The organism is Streptococcus sp. 27098_8_75 (assembly GCF_041432475.1).
In the GTDB taxonomy this organism is placed as follows: Bacteria; Bacillota; Bacilli; order Lactobacillales; family Streptococcaceae; genus Streptococcus; species Streptococcus gordonii.
In genome coordinates this window covers 165,280-185,933 of sequence record NZ_JAPVZR010000005.1, presented here as the reverse complement: position 1 = coordinate 185,933, position 20,654 = coordinate 165,280, and the positions used below count along the sequence as shown (strand labels likewise).

The 20,654-nt window shown below is 40.7% G+C and carries 24 protein-coding genes; 3 read left to right on the top strand and 21 right to left on the bottom strand.

Annotated elements, in window-relative coordinates; genetic code table 11:
* Positions 1–5 precede the first annotated feature (5 nt).
* The 9 genes from O3640_RS09440 to O3640_RS09400 all read right to left on the bottom strand — a co-directional run bounded on the left by O3640_RS09440 (position 6) and on the right by O3640_RS09400 (position 7,994).
* Positions 6–482 (bottom strand): PTS sugar transporter subunit IIA, encoded by a 477-nt coding sequence (locus tag O3640_RS09440; protein ID WP_008809455.1) that lies wholly within the window; start codon positions 480–482, stop codon positions 6–8.
* A gap of 131 nt (positions 483–613) precedes the next feature.
* The gene (lacD, locus tag O3640_RS09435) at positions 614–1,585 is read right to left on the bottom strand and encodes a tagatose-bisphosphate aldolase (RefSeq protein WP_061593518.1); all 972 of its coding nucleotides are present in this window, start codon (positions 1,583–1,585) and stop codon (positions 614–616) included.
* 1 nt (position 1,586) lies between these two features.
* On the bottom strand, positions 1,587–2,516 hold the full coding sequence (locus tag O3640_RS09430; RefSeq protein ID WP_082307483.1) for a tagatose-6-phosphate kinase: 930 nt from the start codon (positions 2,514–2,516) through the stop codon (positions 1,587–1,589).
* A gap of 10 nt (positions 2,517–2,526) precedes the next feature.
* The gene (gene lacB, locus O3640_RS09425; RefSeq protein WP_008809451.1) at positions 2,527–3,042 is read right to left on the bottom strand and encodes a galactose-6-phosphate isomerase subunit LacB; all 516 of its coding nucleotides are present in this window, start codon (positions 3,040–3,042) and stop codon (positions 2,527–2,529) included.
* A gap of 16 nt (positions 3,043–3,058) precedes the next feature.
* On the bottom strand, positions 3,059–3,484 hold the full coding sequence (gene lacA, locus O3640_RS09420; protein WP_082307482.1) for a galactose-6-phosphate isomerase subunit LacA: 426 nt from the start codon (positions 3,482–3,484) through the stop codon (positions 3,059–3,061).
* Positions 3,485–3,685: 201 nt separating this feature from the next.
* The gene (locus O3640_RS09415; protein WP_082307481.1) at positions 3,686–4,441 is read right to left on the bottom strand and encodes a DeoR/GlpR family DNA-binding transcription regulator; all 756 of its coding nucleotides are present in this window, start codon (positions 4,439–4,441) and stop codon (positions 3,686–3,688) included.
* Between the two features lie 415 nt (positions 4,442–4,856).
* Positions 4,857–5,393, bottom strand: coding sequence for a hypothetical protein (locus O3640_RS09410; RefSeq protein ID WP_082307480.1), 537 nt, complete (start codon positions 5,391–5,393; stop codon positions 4,857–4,859).
* A gap of 206 nt (positions 5,394–5,599) precedes the next feature.
* Complete coding sequence (gene metG, locus O3640_RS09405) at positions 5,600–7,600, bottom strand: methionine--tRNA ligase (protein WP_082307479.1); 2,001 nt, start codon at positions 7,598–7,600, stop codon at positions 5,600–5,602.
* Positions 7,601–7,727: 127 nt separating this feature from the next.
* Positions 7,728–7,994 carry a YetF domain-containing protein gene (locus O3640_RS09400; protein WP_052702425.1) on the bottom strand — a complete coding sequence of 89 codons (267 nt, stop codon included), beginning with the start codon at positions 7,992–7,994 and terminating at the stop codon, positions 7,728–7,730.
* 140 nt (positions 7,995–8,134) lie between these two features.
* Here O3640_RS09400 and O3640_RS09395 point away from each other — a divergent pair, with 140 nt between their 5' ends.
* Positions 8,135–8,962 carry an exodeoxyribonuclease III gene (locus tag O3640_RS09395; protein WP_045773169.1) on the top strand — a complete coding sequence of 276 codons (828 nt, stop codon included), beginning with the start codon at positions 8,135–8,137 and terminating at the stop codon, positions 8,960–8,962.
* 11 nt (positions 8,963–8,973) lie between these two features.
* A complete protein-coding gene (locus O3640_RS09390) occupies positions 8,974–9,360 on the top strand; it encodes a VOC family protein (RefSeq protein WP_045773168.1) in 387 nt (128 codons plus the stop codon).
* A gap of 180 nt (positions 9,361–9,540) precedes the next feature.
* Here O3640_RS09390 and nth read toward each other — a convergent pair whose 3' ends face one another.
* The 8 genes from nth to tmk all read right to left on the bottom strand — a co-directional run bounded on the left by nth (position 9,541) and on the right by tmk (position 15,207).
* Positions 9,541–10,170 (bottom strand): endonuclease III, encoded by a 630-nt coding sequence (gene nth / locus O3640_RS09385; protein WP_045773167.1) that lies wholly within the window; start codon positions 10,168–10,170, stop codon positions 9,541–9,543.
* Between the two features lie 451 nt (positions 10,171–10,621).
* Positions 10,622–11,077, bottom strand: a complete 456-nt coding sequence (locus O3640_RS09380) for a hypothetical protein (RefSeq protein WP_082307477.1) — start codon at positions 11,075–11,077, stop codon at positions 10,622–10,624.
* 492 nt (positions 11,078–11,569) lie between these two features.
* The gene (locus O3640_RS09375; RefSeq protein WP_008809469.1) at positions 11,570–11,923 is read right to left on the bottom strand and encodes an arsenate reductase family protein; all 354 of its coding nucleotides are present in this window, start codon (positions 11,921–11,923) and stop codon (positions 11,570–11,572) included.
* A 3-nt stretch (positions 11,924–11,926) separates the two neighbouring features.
* Complete coding sequence (locus O3640_RS09370; protein ID WP_082307476.1) at positions 11,927–12,430, bottom strand: methylated-DNA--[protein]-cysteine S-methyltransferase; 504 nt, start codon at positions 12,428–12,430, stop codon at positions 11,927–11,929.
* Positions 12,431–12,477: 47 nt separating this feature from the next.
* Positions 12,478–13,332 (bottom strand): 16S rRNA (cytidine(1402)-2'-O)-methyltransferase, encoded by an 855-nt coding sequence (gene rsmI, locus O3640_RS09365; RefSeq protein ID WP_061602155.1) that lies wholly within the window; start codon positions 13,330–13,332, stop codon positions 12,478–12,480.
* Between the two features lie 2 nt (positions 13,333–13,334).
* A complete protein-coding gene (gene yabA / locus O3640_RS09360) occupies positions 13,335–13,658 on the bottom strand; it encodes a DNA replication initiation control protein YabA (protein ID WP_008809472.1) in 324 nt (107 codons plus the stop codon).
* A 14-nt stretch (positions 13,659–13,672) separates the two neighbouring features.
* A complete protein-coding gene (locus O3640_RS09355; RefSeq protein ID WP_082307475.1) occupies positions 13,673–14,572 on the bottom strand; it encodes a DNA polymerase III subunit delta' in 900 nt (299 codons plus the stop codon).
* Positions 14,569–15,207, bottom strand: a complete 639-nt coding sequence (gene tmk / locus O3640_RS09350; RefSeq protein ID WP_061596231.1) for a dTMP kinase — start codon at positions 15,205–15,207, stop codon at positions 14,569–14,571. The genes O3640_RS09355 and tmk overlap by 4 nt, the downstream gene beginning before the upstream one ends.
* A gap of 253 nt (positions 15,208–15,460) precedes the next feature.
* Here tmk and O3640_RS09345 point away from each other — a divergent pair, with 253 nt between their 5' ends.
* Complete coding sequence (locus tag O3640_RS09345) at positions 15,461–16,324, top strand: YitT family protein (protein ID WP_046165304.1); 864 nt, start codon at positions 15,461–15,463, stop codon at positions 16,322–16,324.
* Positions 16,325–16,367: 43 nt separating this feature from the next.
* Here O3640_RS09345 and O3640_RS09340 read toward each other — a convergent pair whose 3' ends face one another.
* Genes O3640_RS09340 through atpA form a run of 4 tightly spaced genes read right to left on the bottom strand, consistent with a single transcriptional unit; the run spans position 16,368 to position 20,641 of the window.
* On the bottom strand, positions 16,368–16,787 hold the full coding sequence (locus O3640_RS09340) for a F0F1 ATP synthase subunit epsilon (protein WP_008809476.1): 420 nt from the start codon (positions 16,785–16,787) through the stop codon (positions 16,368–16,370).
* Positions 16,788–16,794: 7 nt separating this feature from the next.
* On the bottom strand, positions 16,795–18,201 hold the full coding sequence (gene atpD / locus O3640_RS09335) for a F0F1 ATP synthase subunit beta (RefSeq protein ID WP_008809477.1): 1,407 nt from the start codon (positions 18,199–18,201) through the stop codon (positions 16,795–16,797).
* A gap of 37 nt (positions 18,202–18,238) precedes the next feature.
* Complete coding sequence (locus O3640_RS09330; protein WP_012130614.1) at positions 18,239–19,120, bottom strand: F0F1 ATP synthase subunit gamma; 882 nt, start codon at positions 19,118–19,120, stop codon at positions 18,239–18,241.
* Between the two features lie 15 nt (positions 19,121–19,135).
* Positions 19,136–20,641: a F0F1 ATP synthase subunit alpha gene (gene atpA / locus O3640_RS09325; protein WP_012130615.1), complete on the bottom strand. Its 1,506-nt coding sequence runs from the start codon at positions 20,639–20,641 to the stop codon at positions 19,136–19,138.
* Positions 20,642–20,654 lie beyond the last annotated feature (13 nt).

Below are 20,654 nucleotides of genomic sequence, written 5' to 3'. Positions count from 1 at the left end.
TTATTTTATCCGATTTCTTTTGTTATATAGTCATATAATTCATCTTCATTTGCCAACTTAGATAAATTATCTAAATTTCCATTCTTAGTAAAGAAATCCATCAATTGTGCCAGAATATTCGTCTGACTAGAACTTGAATTGTTAATGATAAAGAACAAAAGTGAAACTTCTACTTCTTTATCAGGTGCTATCATGTTGTGAAAAGTCACAGCTTGATTTAAGCGTACTACAACAACTTTTTCAGCTAAGTTATGTTCAATATCTGTATGAGGGATTGCTACATTCGGTAAGTCTTTTCCTAGAAACTCCATGTCCAATCCAGTTGGAAATGACTTTTCTCTCTCGATTAATGCAGTCCTATAAGAAGGAGTTACAATCTTTCTTTCTTCAAGAAGGTTAGCGACTTGATTAAAAAGATGTTCTTGATTATCTGCTTGTAGGCAGAAGACCAAGTTCTTATCAAACAATTGATTAAGTCCCATAATACTTCACCCCTTTCTATATTTAATATATCTTTATCTCAATATAAAATCAATCTACTATTTATAAATAAAAGCCTACAAATTATGCTAAGACATATATTGATTTTCTCTTTAAAATATAATCTATGATTCTATTTCCAAGAGGTTGCACTGCTCTTTAAAACTTGATTTAATTCTTCAATGTTTTGACGTCCTTCAGTACGAAGCCATTCACGAGCTGCTGCTTCACCATCTTTGATGTAAGCTTCAACTGATCCAGCCCAAGTTGCACGGCCACAAAGAACACCGTTGAAGTTTGCGCCTGATTCGTGGGCAAAGACAAGGGTTTCTTGGAAGAGTTTAGCTGATACACCCGCACTCAAGTAAATATATGGCAAGTTAGTCGCTTCATCTTGTGCTTTGAAGAAGGCTGCTGCTTCTTCACGTGTATGAACGATTTCACCATCGCCAAAGCCTTCAACGTATTTGACGTTGACTGGAACTTCCACTTTCAAGACATCGATGTTGAAACGTGGGTCTGAGAAGACCTTCATGGCACCGATAACCTTGTGTGGTTTTACTTTGGCGTATTCTGCAGAACCTGCGTCAGCAATTTTTTCATCGTAAGCGAGGATTTCAAGGAAGAAAGGAATGTCTTCTGCCACACATTCAGAACCAATGCGTTCGATGTAGGCTTGTTTTTGTTGGTTGAGTTCGTCAGAACTGTCTACGTCATAGTAAAGCAAGAACTTAACAGCATCTGCGCCTTGTTCTTTGATGCGTTTTGCAGACCAAACATCCAAGCAGTCTGGCAAGCGTTTGGTGCTTGTTGTGTCGTAGCCAGTTTTCTCATAAGCAAGGAGAAGACCAGCATTGGCATCAAGCGCTTTTGTAGCTGGAAGTCCATACTCTGGGTCAAGGAGCATAGATGAAGCGTATTTTGTCAATTCATCTGCAACCAAGACTTTGAGTTCTTCCATTTGAGCGACTGTTGGTTCTTCTGTTTGGTATTGAGCCATGAGGCGTTTCAAAGCACCACGTTGGTCAAAGGCAAGAGCTGAGATGATCCCATTCTCATCAGAAAGTTTTTCCATATATTTGCGTTTTTGTTCTGTTAAAGCCATTTTATACCTCTTTTACTAATAATTGATCATATAGGGCTTGATAGTTGGCCATATTCACATGACCTGTCATTTTTTCTTGAGCATTGAGCATACCAAGGACATTGGCCTTGATGAGAAGTTCTTGATCAGATTCCTTATGAAGAAGTCCTGATGAAATACCTGCGACAGTAGAATCTCCAGATCCAACAGGATTAACTACCTGAATTCTAGGGATATCCACCTTGTAGAAAGTGTCACCATGTTTTGCAAAAGCACCATTTGCTCCAAGTGAAACGATAATCCACTCAATCCCTGCAAATAGAGGCTCTTGAAGAACTTCTTTTAATTCATCCAAATCCTCAGAAACTTCTTTCCCAAGAAGCTGAGACAATTCTTCGTTATTCGGTTTGATTACTGCTGGTTTGTGTGGTGATTCAAGAACTGCTTGAAGAGCTGCACCTGAACAGTCCAAGACTACTGGTTTCCCTCCTTGATTAGCAAGCTCTACCAAGCTCGCATAATAATCAACTGGAAGCCCAGCTGGGAGACTACCTGAGATAGCAACTACTTCCACAGTGTCAAGGAGATTCTCGAAATGAGCCAAGAAATCTTGACCTTCTTGTTCCAGAACTTCAGGCCCTTTTTCAAGGATTTCTGTTTGGTTATCTCCGTGGAGAATAGCGATACAGTTACGAGTCTCTCCTTGAATTGAGAAGAAACGTTTCCTTACTTTATCGTCGATATGCTCTACTAAAAACTCACCAAGTTTACCCCCAACTAAACCAGTAGCAGCAACAGAATCACCAAATTCTGAAAGAACTCGTGTAACATTGAGTCCTTTACCACCAGCTGTCTTTGTCACGTCCACCACACGGTTGACAGTGTCAATTTTCAATTCATCCAAAGGATAGGAAATATCGATGGATGGATTCATTGTGACTGTTAAAATCATGCGTCACCTCTTAGTCGTGGTATTCACCGCGATCCCATTTTTCAAGGAATTCTGTAAAGAAGTTTGCATCTGCTTGATGAGCATTGTGAGTTTCAACGTGCTCAATTTTCGCAATCAATTTTTTGTTTTCTTCTGATGGTTTGTATTCAGCATTGATGAAAGCTTCAATTATATCGCACATGAGCAATTCACCGGTGATTTTACCACCAAAACCAATAACATTGGCATTAAGTTCTTCTTTAGCGTAAAGAGCTGTTGTCATATCACGAACTAAGGCAGAACGGACACCAGGAACTTTATTGACAGCATTGTTGATACCAACACCAGTACCACAGATACATACCCCAAGATCAGCTTGACCGCTAGTTACTGCTTCCCCTACTTTTTTACCAAAGATTGGGTAGTGAGTCCGTGTATGGTCATAAGTACCAAAGTCAAGGACTTCATAGCCTTTTGATTTCAAAAAATCTGAAACCGCCATTTTTTCATTGGTAACGATATGGTCACATCCGATTGCAATTTTCATTTGACTTCTCCTTTTCTTAGCACATTTTGTTGAGCATGTCGACCCGGATTTGGTGACGTCCGCCGTCGTATTTACCATTGACAAAACCTTTGGCAATATTCTTAGCCAGGCCTTCTCCAACAATTTCAGCTCCCATTGTGATCATACGAGAGTTGTTGTGACCACGAGTCATGTAAGCAGAGCGTTCGTCTGAGACTTCTGCCGCAACCATACCTTTGATTTTGGTCGCTACCATGAATGGACCAGCCCCATAAGCATCAATCACGATACCAAGATTTTGTTCTTCTTTGTTCACCTCAGCCGCAACCGCCAATGTCACATCAACAAAATCCTTGCCCTCTTCTGTCACATCGACTACTTCAAAGTTTTCTCCAATGAGAAAGTCCTTAACCACATCTTTTAGCTTATTTCCAGCACCATCTGCTCCAATAATAATTGCCATGAGCATTCTCCTTTGTTTGATCTACAAGAAAGAATTTCAGTAAAACGCTTTCTTTTAATATATTAACAATATACTAAAATTATCGTTTTTTGTCAACATTATTTGTTTGTTTTTTTCATAGAAATTCTACCTGTTGATTAAAATAAACAAAAAAAGCCCTTTGAAGAGCTTTTGACTAACTGTTTATTAAATTAGGTTAAACTAGAAAATTACTTTTGTATAAACTTCCAACTCTCCCTGAACAGCTTCTGAAGTCTGATCCGTGATTAAGGCTGTTATCTCCGATAAGGAGCAGATAGCCGTAAAGTCCTCCTTGCCAACTTTAGATGAATCGATAAGAAGATAGCTTTCTTTCGAACGTTCTAATGCTAGCTTCTGAGTATAAGCTTCCTCAAAGGAAGATGTCATAATTTGACCATCTTTGATGCCATTTCCACTGAAAAACATCTTACTAAAATACATACGATCCATAAGAGCATTGGTCATTTCACCGACAAAAGCTTGAGTAGCATCACGCATTTCTCCACCTAACAGAAAAACTTTAAAGGTATCTGATTTTTTCTTGAGTAGATCGTTAAAAATAGGCAAGCAATTCGTAATCACGCGCAGATGTTGATTTGATATTTCCTCAGCTAGCACCTCTACCGATGTTCCAGGACCTAGAAAGATAGTGTCTCCCTCCTCGATAAGTTGGACAGCTTTCTTGGCAACAGTTCGCTTGGCCTCAATATTTTTAAAAAGCTTTTCTTCATGTGGCAGCTCTCGATATTGTTGCACCTTATTACTCTTCGCCCCACCAAATACTCGCGTAAGCTTTCCTTGGTTTTCTAACTCTATCAAATCACGACGAACTGTCATATCGGAAACCTTCATGGTCACCATGATCTCAGCAACCGTTACAGTCCCAGCTCGATCCACAAATTTAAGAATTTCATCTTGTCTTTGATTCTTACCCATACTCCATCCTCTCTAGCTTGGTTTTGTTCATTATAACTCATTTTTCTCATTTTATCCACATATTTCTGTTTATTTCAAACATTTTTTTGTTTTGTTAACTAAAAAAACGAGAATAGAGTTATACTCCCTTCTCGTCTTTTACTCTTCTATTGTCTATAATAATACTGATTAGCAGGAATATTTCCAATGTTTTGCCCCAGTGCCAATCTAGCTTTACTTGAATCTGAAAGGTCTCCATAAAGATTAGGAAATCCAATTTTTAATAGAGCAATTAGATATCCCGTATTCCCAGACCGAACATTTAGGGTAGGAAATTGACTGCTAGAATGAGAATTAGGTGAGAGGAGCTTAGTGTTATTCACTTTTCCACCAACACAAATTAAATCTTCTCTCGTAATTCTATCTCTCAATCAATTTATTCTGTAGTCTGTGTTCCTTCACCATTCTCATCGCTCGGTTCAAAAAAATCTTTTTGATTGGCAAAAACCATTTCATGGGCAGGATTGCCGTCTGACATGGTAATCGTTATGAGAGGTTGCTTGGCGGTCTTATACTTGAAAATACGGACAGTAATGGTAAAGTCGCTATTGCCATCTGACTTTCTCATCTTATCAGTCGCTATTAAAGTTTCTCCTTCAGATTTCCATTCTGTCGTAAATTCTGCTGAAACAGCACCATCAGGAGTTTGGTAATTAATCTTCCATTCCTTATTGCCACCGTCAATTTTAGCTTTATCACCCGTATTCGCTACATATTCACCTGAAATACTAACTTTTTGCTCTGAGCTGTCAGACTTAGATGTCGAAACTGATGTAGAAGAACTCGCTTGTTTTGGCTGCTCCTTATGACTAAACTTAGACATAAGAAGAAAACAAACTGTCACCGCTAAAGCCAGTGCTACAAAACTATATAGTAAGGTTAAGACTGTTTTTCTGTCCCATTTTTTTATCATTACTCATACCTCCAATAAAAAATCTTACACCTAGTATACCTTAATTCTTCATCTTGGTAAAATCCTAGGATGAAACCGACCTAATCAAAGAAATATCTTCTAGTATAGAAAACTTATTATATCTGGGAAGAGAATAAAAGACCGCCTTCGCGGTCTTTCTTATATCCACAATAGATAAGACAAGTATCAGTTAGTACTCAATCTTTCTATCCAATCAAACTTCCATTTGGGACCTTCTCATCCACAGTAAGAAGAGTCAGTTGGTCACCATGTTCAGCTGATAGGATCATCCCTTGACTGATATATTTTTTCATCATCTTACGTGGTTTGAGGTTGGCAACGATTTGTACTTTCTTGCCGACCAATTCTTGTTCGTTTGGATAGTACTTAGCAATTCCTGAGAGGATTTGACGGTCTTCACCATCTCCAGCATCCAAGCGGAATTGAAGCAATTTATCAGAACCTTCTACTTTAGAAACTTCTTTGACTTCTGCGACACGAATTTCAACCTTATCGAAGTCGTCAAATTTGATTTCCTTGCGGTTGAGTTTGAGCTCGACTTCCTCTGGATTCCATTCTTTTTCAAGTGCAGGTTTGTTGCCTTCCATTTGTTCTTTAATATAGGCAATTTCTTCTTCCATATCGAGACGTGGGAAGATTGGTGTTCCTTTAGCAACTACAGTGACATTTGTAGGGAAATCAGCTAAACTTAAGTTTTCAAGGCTAGAAACTTCTGCTAGACCAAGTTGAGTCAAAACTGCACGACTAGTTTCCATCATAAATGGCTCAATCAAGTGGGCTACGACGCGAAGACTAGCTGCTAAGTGACTCATAACACTTGCCAATTGGTCACGATGCGCTTCATCCTTAGCTAAGACCCAAGGTGCTGTCTCATCGATGTATTTGTTGGTACGTGAGATAAGAGTCCAGACTGCCTCAAGCGCACGTGGATAGTCAACTGCTTCCATGTAGGTGTGGTAGTCAGCGATTGATTGTTCTGCAACGTCAGCAAGTGCATTATCAAAGTCTGTCACACCTTCTACGTAGGCAGGAATCTGCCCATCAAAGTACTTGTTAATCATGGAAACCGTACGGTTAAGGAGGTTTCCGAGGTCATTTGCCAATTCATAGTTGATACGTCCTACATAGTCTTCCGGAGTGAAGGTTCCGTCTGAACCAACCGGAAGGCTACGCATGAGGTAGTAACGAAGTGGATCGAGACCAAAACGCTCTATCAACATTTCAGGGTAAACAACATTCCCTTTAGACTTAGACATCTTGCCGTCTTTCATGACAAACCATCCATGCCCAATCAAACGTTCTGGCAATTTGATATCCAACATCATGAGAAGGATTGGCCAGTAGATTGAGTGGAAACGAAGAATGTCTTTTCCGACCATGTGGAAGACTGTTCCATTCCAGAACTTATCAAAGTTAGCGTGTTCTTCTTGATCGTAGCCAAGAGCTGTCACATAGTTGAGCAGAGCATCAAACCAAACGTAGACAACGTGTTTTGGATTTGATGGGACTGGTACACCCCAGGTAAAGGTTGTACGTGATACCGCTAAATCTTCCAAACCTGGCTCGATAAAGTTTTTCAACATTTCATTGAGACGACCATCAGGAGTGATGAAGTCAGGATGTGATTTGAAAAATTCGACCAAACGATTTTGGTACTTGCTGAGGCGAAGGAAGTAAGACTCTTCTGAAACCCATTCCACCTCGTGACCTGATGGAGCGATACCGCCCGTTACATTTCCAGCTTCATCACGGAAAACTTCCGCAAGCTGACTTTCTGTAAAGAATTCTTCATCTGAAACTGAATACCAACCAGAGTATTCACCCAAGTAGATATCATCTTGAGCAAGTAAGCGTTCAAAGACTTGCGCTACTACTTTTTCATGGTAGTCATCAGTTGTCCGGATAAATTTATCGTAAGAAATGTCTAACAATTTCCAGAGTTCCTTGACCCCAACTGCCATTCCATCAACATATGCCTGTGGTGTAACTCCGGCTTCTTCAGCTTTCTGCTGAATCTTTTGACCGTGCTCATCTAGACCCGTCAAATAGAAAACATCGTAGCCCATGAGACGCTTGTAGCGAGCCAGAACATCACAGGCAATAGTTGTATAAGCAGACCCGATATGGAGTTTACCACTCGGATAGTAGATAGGGGTTGTAATATAAAACGATTGTTTTTCAGTCATTTTTTAATCCTTTCAAGGCTAATGAAACCTTTTTTGATAACACCTCATTATACCATATTTTGCAAGGTTTGAGAAAAGACAGTCACCCACAGTAAATATAATTAAAAAACCAGAAATTATTCTAGGTTTAATAGGTCACAACATTCAAATTCCGACTCTCATACTCCGCGATGAAGGTATTCAAAATATCAGTATAGCCGTCTTTAGACAGCCTTTCCACCAGCCATTCCTCTGTTTTGCCAATAGACTTTATAATATTAATTTGAACAAGATTATTTGGTGATAAGGTGGATTTAGTTTTTTTACGCCTCTTTATTCGACGATGAGTTAGCTGTTTCGTTCCAGACAGACCCGCTTGACTTGCTAGTGCTAGAAGATGCAAGCGAAACCCCATTTTTCTGACTGGTCTGACTCAAAACATAAATATAGAAAATCTTTCTTACTTCCCAAGCTTCTTGAAATCACTTTGCTATAAATCAGTTCTAAATTTTGTTATAATAAACTCAGCAAACTTCTACTAGAAAAGGAAATTTTATGAAACTCATTTCTTGGAATATTGACTCTCTCAACGCTGCATTGACCAGTGATTCTGCCCGCGCTCAGCTCTCTCAAGCCGTCCTTCAGACCTTGCAAACAGAAAATGCAGATATTATCGCCATTCAGGAAACAAAACTATCTGCGACAGGTCCGACAAAAAAACACTTGGAAATTTTGACAAATCTTTTCCCAAGCTACGAAAACACTTGGCGTTCCTCCCAAGAGCCGGCTCGCAAGGGCTATGCAGGAACCATGTTCCTCTACAAAAAAGAACTGACGCCAACCGTAACCTTCCCAGAAATCGGTGCTCCATCAACCATGGATGTCGAAGGACGCATCATTACGCTGGAATTTGACGACTTCTTCGTCACTCAGGTTTATACACCTAATGCTGGCGATGGCCTCAAACGCTTGGATGACCGTCAAGTCTGGGATGCCAAATACGCTGAATACTTGGCAACACTAGATCAACAAAAACCAGTCCTCGCTACTGGCGACTACAATGTGGCCCACAAGGAAATCGACCTGGCCAATCCAGCTAGCAACCGCCGTTCACCAGGATTTACCGATGAAGAGCGCGCTGGCTTCACCAACCTGCTGGCTAAAGGCTTTACCGATACCTTCCGCCATTTACACGGCGATATCCCTAACCAATATACTTGGTGGGCACAACGTAGCAAGACTTCTAAAATTAACAACACAGGCTGGAGAATCGACTACTGGCTGACCAGCAACCGCGTGGCTGACAAGGTGACCAAATCTGATATGATTGACTCCGGTGCGCGCCAAGACCACACACCCATTGTCATGGAGATTGAACTCTAAGGAGAAAACGAATGGACTATCAAGCCGTCATTCCCGAATTTGTGGTATCCAACATCGAAAAGTCGCGCCACTTCTACTGTGACTTGCTGGGATTCTCTGTCGAATACGAACGTCCAGAGGAGAAATTTCTCTTCCTCTCACTTGAAGACTGCCAACTTATGCTAGAAGAAGGCAGCACAGAAGAATTAGCCCATCTGGCCTATCCTTTCGGACGTGGTGTCAATATTTCCTTTGGCATTGAGGATGTTCCTCAGCTCCACCAAAAACTGCTGGAAGCTGACTATCCCATCTATCGTCCGCTGACAAAAAGAGAATTTCGAGTGGGAGATAACTTTATCTACCCTCATGAGTTTGCAATTTTGGATCCAGATGGTTATTTTTTAAGATTTAGTGAATAAGAAGAGGCTGGGACAAAAGTCCTAGCCTCTCAATTGTCTTTGGATTGTCGAGCAAGACGCAGTGGTTGAGTGGGCTCTACTACGCTGATTTCATCAGCTTTTACAGCCCTACTCAACTGTGCGGAGGTGGGACAATGAAATCGAATTCTAACGAATTACCGATTTCTGTCCCACTCTCTTTTAAATGTCTTTAAAGTTATAGAGTTGCGGATAGTGATCGCACTCAGGATTTTTAGGATGGCAGATGGCCCGGCCAAAGTAAATCATGGCCTGATGGGCAGGCAGCCAACGTTCCGGTGGGAGAACATCCATTACTCGCTTTTCTACTTCAAGTGGCGTTGCGGACTTTTTAACGATATCATGGTGCTTGCAAATCCGCTCCACATGGGTATCGACAGCAAAAGCTGGAATGCCAAATCCCACACTCATGACAACATTGGCCGTTTTGCGGCCGACTCCCGCTAGACTTTCCAATTCTGCCCGCGTTTGTGGTACTTGGCCGTCAAAGTCGTCCAAAAGCTGCTGAGCACATTTCTTCAAAAACTTGGCCTTGTTGCGATAGAGCCCTAGGCGGGAGATATATTTAGCAATGTCTGCTTCACCAGCCATAGCCATGTCTTGAGGACTTGGATAGGCTTCAAACAGAGCCGGCGTTACCTTATTGACCGCAGCATCTGTCGTCTGAGCCGACAGCATGACCGCAACCAAAAGCTCAAAGTGATTGCGAAAATCCAGACTAGGCTTAGCGTCAGGGAAGAGAGCAATAATCTCTTCAATCACATGACGAGCCCGTTTTTTTGATAAAACCATGATTCTTCTTTCTAAGATTGAGATAGATTTATTATATCATGAAAAGCTTTTTAATGTCATTAGGAGCTTCTACTGACACGCTTTCTAACCCAGATTCGATTATACAATCTACTTGAACCACATTCTCTAAAAGAAAAATCATGACATCTTGTATATTCTTTCCTAAATATTTCTCTTTTCAATGCAGATTTCCTGTTGATGGGACTGGAATTTATTTTTTCCATCCCACTTGATACTCCTTATACCTATTTCCATCAAGAAGAAGTTCTTCACTATTTAAAGGTTTACAGTTCTTCTTCATCATCAATCAAAAAGAAATCATAATCTTTGAAAATAAAAGTATAGATACCAGTCTGTAACCAAGACAAACCTGTCAACTAGTTCAAAATAGAGGATCAAATATTCGTCACAAAGAAACCTATATTCTAGGAAACACTATATTAGTTTCAAATCATTTAAATTTAGGTTTGAGCCAAAATTCTTGGATATTGCCATGCCCATCAATACCAGCAATAGTATTTCTGAAAAATTCAACATGGTTAAGATCTTCCCTTAAAATTTTAGAGCCAATTTTAAGCCAACCCGATTGCACATCATAATATGTTTCCCAATTGTAAGCATAGTCAATGCGAAAACTATCTCCCCCATTAATATCATTATCTGTAACAACAATAACACCTTTATCAGATTTAGGAGGCACCAAACTTGTTTTTAACCAAGAAAAGTCGTTATGATACCCCCAAAGTTGGGTGGATTCCATATTTTCTGAATTAAAACCTAAAAATAAATATATAAAACTAAAAGTAATATCGCTAGTTATTGTTGGAGTAGCTATTAATTCCTTTGTATCTGTTTTATATATTAACTCCTCTTGCTGATTATACTCTTTCTTTATTATTTTAAACATATTTTCCTACCTATTAAGAAAATCAAGGTGTACAATTTGATTTGTATCTAAATCAACAACTAATTCACATAAATATAATATTTTTTCACTAACCTTCTCTAAAAGATCTATATCATATTTTAAAAAATAGAAGCATTATAATTCTTCCTCATCTTTAATAATATAGACCCAAAAATTCTTGGGCTTACTTACCTACCTACATATGTTTTTCGACATCACTTTCCCGGCAAGGTGGAAGATCATCTTACAAAATATCAAATGAAATTGTTTAGAAGCCTTATCCACAACTTCAACAAACTGGTAAAAAATTCTATGTTAGAAAAAAAGAGGCTTCCAATCCATTCGCCTCTTTACTTGTGACTAAATCTTTCCTATTTCTTGATTTCAGTCTGTTTTTTTATTATCTAACACAATTGGATGTTCTCTATTTCATTTTGTCGTTCTATTTGACTACAGATGAATATAATAGCCTTTTTATCAAGCCTTATCTTCTCACAGCCCCAACTCTTCATACGCCTTCCGGTAGCCAATCTGCAAGATTTGGTTATCTCGAACCAAGAGCGGTCGTTTAATCAGCATACCGTCTGTTGATAATAAATCTGCAGCTTCCTGAGCTGTCATATGTGGAACTTTTTCTTTGAGTCCTAGTTCACGGTATTTGAGTCCGCTGGTATTGAAAAAGGACTTGATCTCAAAATCAGAATTCTGGATCCAGTCTAGAAGTTGGTCCCGGCTAGGTGTATTTTGGACAATATCTACCGCTTCAAAGTCCACTCCTAATTGATTGAGCTCAGCCTTGGCCTTACGGCAGGTAGAGCATTTTGGGTATTCGATAAATTGTAACATAGTTCACCTCAATTTTTTTCTATCAATCTCTCTTGCTTCATGGTTTAAAAGCCAGAGCTTTTTATCTAAACCACCAGCATATCCTGTCATTTGTCCTTGACTTCCCAAAACGCGATGGCAGGGAATGATAACGGAAAATGGATTCCGACCAACAGCTCCTCCGACCGCTTGAGCAGAAGCAACATCAAGGTCTCTGGCAATTTGCCCATAAGTCACCGTCTGCCCTTTAGGAATCTGACTCAAATAGTTCCAAACGCGCTTTTGAAAATCAGTCCCTGCATCTGCTAAAGTCAAACTTGAGAAATCTACATCCTGACTAGCAAAGTAGGCATCAAGAAGCTGAGCAGTCTGCTCGAGAAAGGGATTGCTTGCTTCAATTACTTGTCCACTTAGACCACGCTCAAAATATTTCTGACCAACAAACCAAGCACCTCTCAGTCCGCTTTCATCCGCAACCAAAGAAAGAGGACCCAAAGGAGAATGATAGATCATTTTATAATAAGTCAACTTTTTTAGTCCCTTTCTTGTCTTTTAGCTCTCAGTCACTTGTATGATTACTGGTGATAGGTTGAGTACAAGTCACTCTTATTCAAACCATATTTTTTCGCAACTTCTTTGATAGCCTTGCTTTTTTGACTGCCGGTTTCAATGAGAAAATCAATTTCAGCCAATAATTCCTCTTCTGATTTATCAGCTTTCTCCTCACTAGCACCGTCTACAATCAGTAGGCACTCACCCTTGAGTGGCTCATCACCAATGGCTTCCAGTAATTCAGATATCAGTCCCCGCTGGTATTCTTCATAAATCTTTGTCAACTCGCGAACTAGAACTACCTGTCTGTCTCCATAAACTTCCAGCATATTTTCCAAAGTCGACTTGACCCGATGGGGGGATTCATAAAAAATCTGCGTCTCGGGATAAGCCTTCTTGCTTTCAAAAAATTCTTTTTGCTGGCCTTTTTTTCTAGGAAGAAAACCAAAAAAAATGTGGGGTTGAGGAGCCAAACCACTAGCAATCAGAGCTGAAATTCCGGCAGAGGGACCTGGCACTGATACGACAATGATGTTTTCTGCAATGGCAGCTTTTACCAAGTCGTGGCCTGGATCCGAAATACAGGGGAGACCTGCATCTGATACCTGGGCAAGATCATGACCTTCTTTTAAAAGAGCAATGATTTCTGGGATCCTGGCTCTGGAATTGTGGTCATGAAAACTGATTAGCTTGGTCGAAATATCGAAATAATCCAACAAGCGACCAGTATTACGTGTATCCTCTGCCGCAATATAATCCACTTTCTCAAGAGTTTCTAACATACGAGTGCTAGTATCCTGCAGGTTACCAATCGGAGTCGCCACCAGATAGAGCTTACCATAGGATGACGTATCTTTAAAACTTCTCTGAATTTGCATGGCTACTCCCTGAACAATAATTCATTACAAAAGGCGCATTCTTCTTCGTCATTATCTCGTCTTTGACCATAGAAGTCTGTGCATATATGAAAACCATCCAAATAAATCCGTTCAAGATTCTCGCGTCCTTGACCGCCACCTTTACTTGGTCCTGTTTTTTCCACTTCTCCGAGTCGTTCTCTTAGCTTGTCATTCTCCAAGCGCAGAACTGTATTTTCCTCAATAACACTCTTTAGATTTTTTTTAATTGCTTCTACTTCAGCCAGAGTTAGCATTAGATTTTGTGAAAAATCATCTAAAGCGTCAAATATTTCTCTTTTATCCATATCTATTTTTCTCCTTAGCTACGCTTTGCTGGCTGTATGATCATATATTCCAAAGCATTTTGGAAACTCACATTTGCCCGCCACATTTTTCGAGATTGAAACAATCTATCTAAAGAAGTCCGACCACTTTCTTTCTCTATATGTTGAGAAAATAAAATCTCTAGAATCCTAAAAATCTGGTCCTGTTTTTCTTTATCATCAGCCAAACTGCTTAATCTAGCAACCTGTAAAAAGGCCAAATCATTCTTAGCAAGACAAAGATCAACAAAGCGCTGACAGACTTGTGTTACATCAAAGAAGGATTTGCTAGTCTGCAAGTTTTGAGCTTCCTCCAAAGTCTGGCTATAAGCTACAAGAAGCTGCGCCTGGTCCTTAAGCAAGCCAGACTCTTCCAATTTCGCTACCAAATAATCTTCATTTTTTGGGAAATGAAAGACCTGAGTCCGACTTTTAATCGTAGGTAAGATCAAATTTTCATCACTGGTCAGAAGGAAAATATATACCTCACTTTGAGGTTCTTCTATCATTTTTAAGAGAGAATTTGCTGCATTCAGGTGCATTTTTTCTGCCTCACAAATGATAAATACCTGCTCATTACCTTCTACTCCGCTCTGTGAAAAATTCTTGAGTAGCTCTCGTATACGTTCTGTCTTGATGATTTGATTTTGTGGGCGAACCACTGTAACATCTGAAAAATCTTCCTCAGCAATCAGTCGACAAGACCGGCATTCACCACATGGCCAAACACCCATCTTATTCTGACAGAAACGGCTCTGAGCTAATTTCTGGGCCAGATCAAAGCTGGCAAAATTTCCTGTAAAAAGATAAGCATGGTTCAGCTTATCTTGCTCTAGAATTCGTTCAAAACGATCAACAATTTTAGGTTGAAGTTCCTTTAATTCATTAATGTTCATGATTTACTATTTAAATGCTGGTTTAAGACAGCTAGGCTATCTTTTACAACATCTTCCAAAGCCTGGCTGGCATCAATTTTAACTAGGCGTTCTGGATCCTTTTCCAAGCTATAGAGATAACCCTGACGGACTCGTTGATGCATTTCCAGTCCCTCTAAGTCAAGACGGTTGACCTCACGATTCTTATTTTTAGCGATGCGAGCAAGACCTTCTTCGACATCTAAATCAAAATACAAGGTTAGATCTGGCTTAAGACCATCCGTTGCAAATTGATTGAGCCATTCAATATCTGCCACATCTAAACCACGACCAAAACCTTGATAGGCAACAGAACTATCAATGAAGCGATCCATGATAACTAATTTACCAGCTTCTAAGGCAGGAAGCACTTTTTCTATCAAATGCTGTCTACGACTGGCAATATAAAGTAAAAGTTCTGTCTTCCCATCCATCTCTGTATTATTCTGGTCCAATATTACTTCTCGAATAGCCTCTGAAATTGGGACTCCACCAGGCTCTCTAGTTGTCACTACCTGATGCCCTTTGGCTTCTAATATCGGTACTAAAGCTTCTAAAACGCTAGATTTCCCAGCTCCATCCGGTCCTTCTAGCGAAACTAATAATCCTCTTTTCATACGTTCCTTTTCTATGCTTATAGAGCAAGGAATGCTCCTATAATGCTCTTATATACTTGGCAGTCCGTTCGTCTTTTCTCTAGTTTGTATGCAAACACAAGAAACTTACAGACTCCTTACTGCCAGAAAGCAATACTCGTTCTATTTTTTTACAATTCTTTTACTATTTTATCAAAAAAAATCATTAAATTCATTACATAAGTTAGAAACATTTGATACAATATAAAAAGGAAATTTTTTGGAGGAGATTCTTATGCTGAGATTAAAAAACATACTTTGGATTATATTTGGTGCAGGTCTTTTTTCTTTTGGGATCAATTATTTAGCTATTCCCAATCATTTATTTGAAGGTGGAGTCACTGGGGTTACCCTCATTACCTACTATTTATTTAAACTTCCGGTTTCCGTTATGAACCTAGTGATCAACTTCCCTCTCTTCTTCTTTGCTTGGAAGATTCTGGGGAAACAATCTTTCTTCTACAGCCTGATAGGAACATTCTCTGTATCTGCTTGGCTGGCCATTTTTGAAAAAATTCCCTTTGTAGTAGATTTAGACGGAGACTTGGTCATTGTGTCTTTGATAGCTGGTATCATCCTCGGAGCCGGACTAGGAATCATTTTCAACGCCGGTGGAACAACCGGAGGTTCCGATATTATTGCTCGAATTTTAAATAAATACACCCATATTTCTATCGGAAAACTCATGTTTGCCGTTGACTTCTTTGTTCTTTTCTTAGTCGTGATTGTCTTTAAAGACTTGCGTCTTGTAACTTATACACTAGTATTTGTCTTTATTGCTTCCCGTGTTATTGATCTGATCGCCGAAGGTGGTTATGCTGGTAAAGGTTTCTTAGTCGTTACTGGAAAATCTGAAGAATTAGCACAGGCTGTTGTTGAGGAACTTGATCGAGGTGTGACCTTGCTAAATGGTACTGGTTACTACACAAAGCAAGACTACAAAGTCATCTACTGCGTCTTAGCTCGAAATGAAATGCAACAGATGAAAGAAATTATCCATCGAATTGATCCTCATGCCTTTATCACAATTACAGAGGCTCACGAGATTTTAGGGGAAGGATTTACATTAGACGAAAACAAACAACCAATCGCTCGTTAACAATAGATCCACACAAAAAGGAATCCAAAATTTGGATTCCTTTTTATTTGCTTCCAACGTTAATCCGGTTAATCGCCCGTTGCAGAGCAATCTTAGCCCGGCGCTCTTGGTCAATCAAGTGCTTGTCGTGTGCTTCTTCGATTTCTTGCTCAGCTCGAAGTTTAGCTCGCTCAGCCCGGCTGATATCAATATCTCGCTCACGCTCAGCTGAGTCCGCCACAATCGTAATGACATTATCTGCAATTTCAATGATTCCGCCATTGACTGCTACCCAGTCGATATGTTTATCATCATCGACCCGGCGTACCTTGACCTGATCTACTTCTAAAACAGCTATGGTATTGATGTGACGAGGTAAAATCCCCAACTCTCCATCAATGGTCTTTACGGAAACAAATGCAGCATGGTGGTCATAAACGAGACCGTCCGGAGTAACGATTTGTACTGTCATTTGAGCCATCATTCACCTCTTAGAATCCCATTTTTTCTGCTTTAGCCAGAACATCCTCGATAGAACCCACTCCACGGAAGGCATCTTCTGGTAACTTGTCATGTTTTCCTTCAAGAATTTCTTTGAAGCCTCGAACAGTTTCAGCTACTGGTACATAAGAACCAGGTTGACCTGTAAATTGCTCTGCCACATTAAAGTTTTGTGATAGGAAGAATTGGATCCGACGTGCACGAGCAACCAGAGTTTTCTCTTCATCAGACAATTCGTCCATACCTAGAATTGCAATGATATCCTGCAATTCGTGATAGCGTTGTAAGACTCGCTTAACTTCAGCAGCTACCGCGTAGTGCTCTTCTCCAACAATCTCAGGTGCCAAGGCACGAGAGCTTGAAGCGAGTGGGTCAACGGCTGGGTAAATCCCCAATTGTACCAACTTACGTTCCAAGTTTGTCGTTGAATCCAAGTGAGCGAAGGCTGTTGCTGGCGCAGGGTCAGTATAGTCATCCGCTGGCACATAGATAGCCTGGATAGAGGTTACAGAACCCTTCTTAGTTGATGTGATACGCTCTTGGAGTTGCCCCATTTCTGTCGCAAGTGTTGGTTGGTAACCAACGGCAGATGGCATACGACCCAAAAGGGCAGATACTTCAGAACCAGCTTGAGTAAAGCGGAAGATGTTATCGATAAAGAGAAGCACGTCTTGGCCTTCTACATCACGGAAATATTCGGCAATTGTCAAACCAGTTAGGGCAACACGCATACGTGCTCCTGGTGGTTCATTCATCTGACCAAAGACCATGGCAGTTTTCTCGATAACGCCAGATTCTTTCATTTCCCAGTAAAGGTCGTTCCCTTCACGAGTCCGTTCTCCAACACCAGTAAATACTGAGATACCACCGTGTTCTTGGGCAATGTTGTGAATCAATTCTTGGATCAAGACGGTCTTCCCAACTCCGGCACCACCGAAGAGTCCAACCTTCCCACCTTTCAGATATGGTGCTAGAAGGTCGATAACCTTGATTCCTGTTTCCAGGATTTCAGATGAAGTTGATAACTCATCAAAGGTCGGTGCTTTCTTATGAATTGGTTGACGTTCTGCATCATCCCCAAACGGTGCATCCAAGTCAATAGTGTCCCCAAGGACATTGAAGACTCGACCTAAGGTTTCTTTACCAACCGGTACAGAAATCGGACGACCTGTGTCAAGAACCTCCAGACCACGTGTCAAACCATCAGTTGACTCCATGGCGATAGTCCGAACCACTCCATCACCAAGCTCAAGAGCTACTTCAAGGACGATTTTTGATTTTTTCTCATCATTTTTATAGACTACAAGTGCATTATTTATCTCAGGTAGCTTATCTCCAGCTGCAAACGCAACGTCTACGACTGGCCCGATTACCTGAGTAATTTTGCCTGAGCTCATGTTATTTCCCTCGTTTAATTTCTAATTAATCAGTGGCCTATTCTAGGGCACTAGCACCCGCCACAATTTCAGTAATTTCCTGCGTAATGGCAGCCTGCCGAGCGCGGTTGTACTGAATCGTCAAATCACTGATGACTTTTTTAGCATTATCAGTCGCTGTCTGCATGGCCGTCATGCCGGCAGCATTTTCAGCTGTCTTAGCATCAATAATAGCTCCATAAATCATGCTCTCAGCAAACTGAGGCAACAATTGGTCCAAAATAGCTTCCCGACTAGATTCTAATTCCAAATTAACGGTATAATCTTCGTCAGCTTCATTTGGATCCAAGTCAATAATTGGTAGCATTTGCTCAATCCGCATCTGACTAGTCAGACTATTGACGTGATGGTTGTAACAGACATAGAGCTCATCAAAGAGTTCATTTTGATACATCTCGATGGCCTTGTTAATAATCTTACGAACCTCATCAAAGCTTGGTTGATCAGCTAAGCCACGCAGTTCATAAACCGGCTGAACCCCTCTAGCTCGACAAAAGTCCGCCCCGACACCTCCAATACAGAGAATCTCAAAATCATCTCCCATTGGATGGTATTCTGCCTTCAGCTCCATCATGGCTTTAAGAATGGTGGCATTATAGCCACCAACCAAGCCACGGTCAGAAGTGATAACAATGTAACCTGTTTTTTTGACTGGTCTGCTTGTCAGCATAGGATGGTATTTAGCATTTTCTGCCTCATGTCCATGAAGCAAATCCGTTAAGAGTTTCCGAACCTTGGAAGCATAAATTTGAAAGTTCTTAGCTGCTTCCTCGGATTTTCCTAACTTAGCCGCTGATACCATTTGCATGGCATTAGTGATTTGACTGGTGTTTTTTGTGGATGCAATTTTATTTTTGATATCGTTCAATGAAACTGCCATCTGACACCTCTATTCTTATTTAAAGCTAGACTGATTGACAAACTCAGTAATAGCGGCATCCAGAACTTCCTCACTCGGAAGATCCTTAGTCGTCCGGATTGTTTCATAAATACCTTCTTGATGTGCATCAAAGTAGGCAAATAATTCTTCCTCAAAGCGAAGAATGTCATCAACCGGAACACTGTCCAAGAAGCCGTGGGTCAAAGCGTAGAGAATAACTACTTGTTTTTCCACAGGAAGTGGCTTATGAACTGGCTGTTTCAATACTTCTACTGTTCGACGACCACGATTTAGTTTTGCTTGAGTCGCAGCATCCAAGTCGCTACCAAATTTGGTAAAGGCTTCTAGCTCACGATAGGAAGCCAAGTCAATCCGCAAGGTTCCGGCTACCTTCTTCATAGCCTTGATCTGAGCTGAACCTCCAACCCGCGATACTGAAGAACCCGCATCAATCGCTGGACGAACACCTCCGTTGAAGAGGCCATCACTCAAGAAAATTTGTCCGTCAGTGATTGAAATCACGTTGGTAGCGATATAGGCTGAGATATCGCCCGCCTGAGTTTCAATAAATGGCAGAGCTGTGATAGAACCTCCACCTAATTCGTCAGAAACCTTAGCTGAACGCTCTAAGAGACGACTGTGAAGATAGAAGACATCCCCTGGGAATGCTTCACGGCCTGGTGGGCGACGAAGAAGGAGGGACAATTCACGATAGGCTACCGCTTGTTTTGACAAATCATCATAGACAATCAAAACATGTTTGCCATTGTACATAAACTCTTCCGCCATTGCTACACCAGCGTAAGGAGCAAGGTAAAGCAATGGAGAAGGTTGTGAAGCAGATGCAGTCACGACAATCGTATAGTCAAGTGCACCATACTGGCGGAGCGTTTCTACCTGTGTACGAACTGTTGATTCTTTCTGACCAATAGCTACATAGATACAGATCATATCTTGGCCTTTTTGGTTTAGAATCGCATCAATAGCAATGGTTGTCTTACCAGTCTGACGGTCCCCAATGATCAATTCCCGTTGGCCACGACCAATCGGAACCAAGGCATCGATCGCCTTGAGACCAGTCTGCAAAGGTTCAGAAACTGATTTCCGTTGCATAACACCTGGAGCAGGCGTTTCAACTGGCCGTGTTTTATCTGTTGCAATCTCGCCCAGACCATCTACCGGCCGACCTAAAGGATCCACAACACGTCCAATCAAAGCTTCCCCTACAGGAACTTCCATGATCTTACCTGTACGTCGGATGGTATCCCCCTCACGAATATCAGTAAAATCTCCTAAAATAATAATCCCAACATCGTTTGATTCTAAGTTTTGCGCCATCCCGTAAGAGCCGTTTTCAAAGACTAAGAGCTCTCCACTCATGGCATTATCCAGCCCATGCGCACGCGCAATTCCGTCACCAACATAGGTTACTACACCTGTCTCAGTAACATCAAAATCCGGCTGGAAATTTTCAATTTGTTGCTTAATTAAAGCGCTGATTTCTTGTGCGTTAATTGCCAAAAGAACACCACTT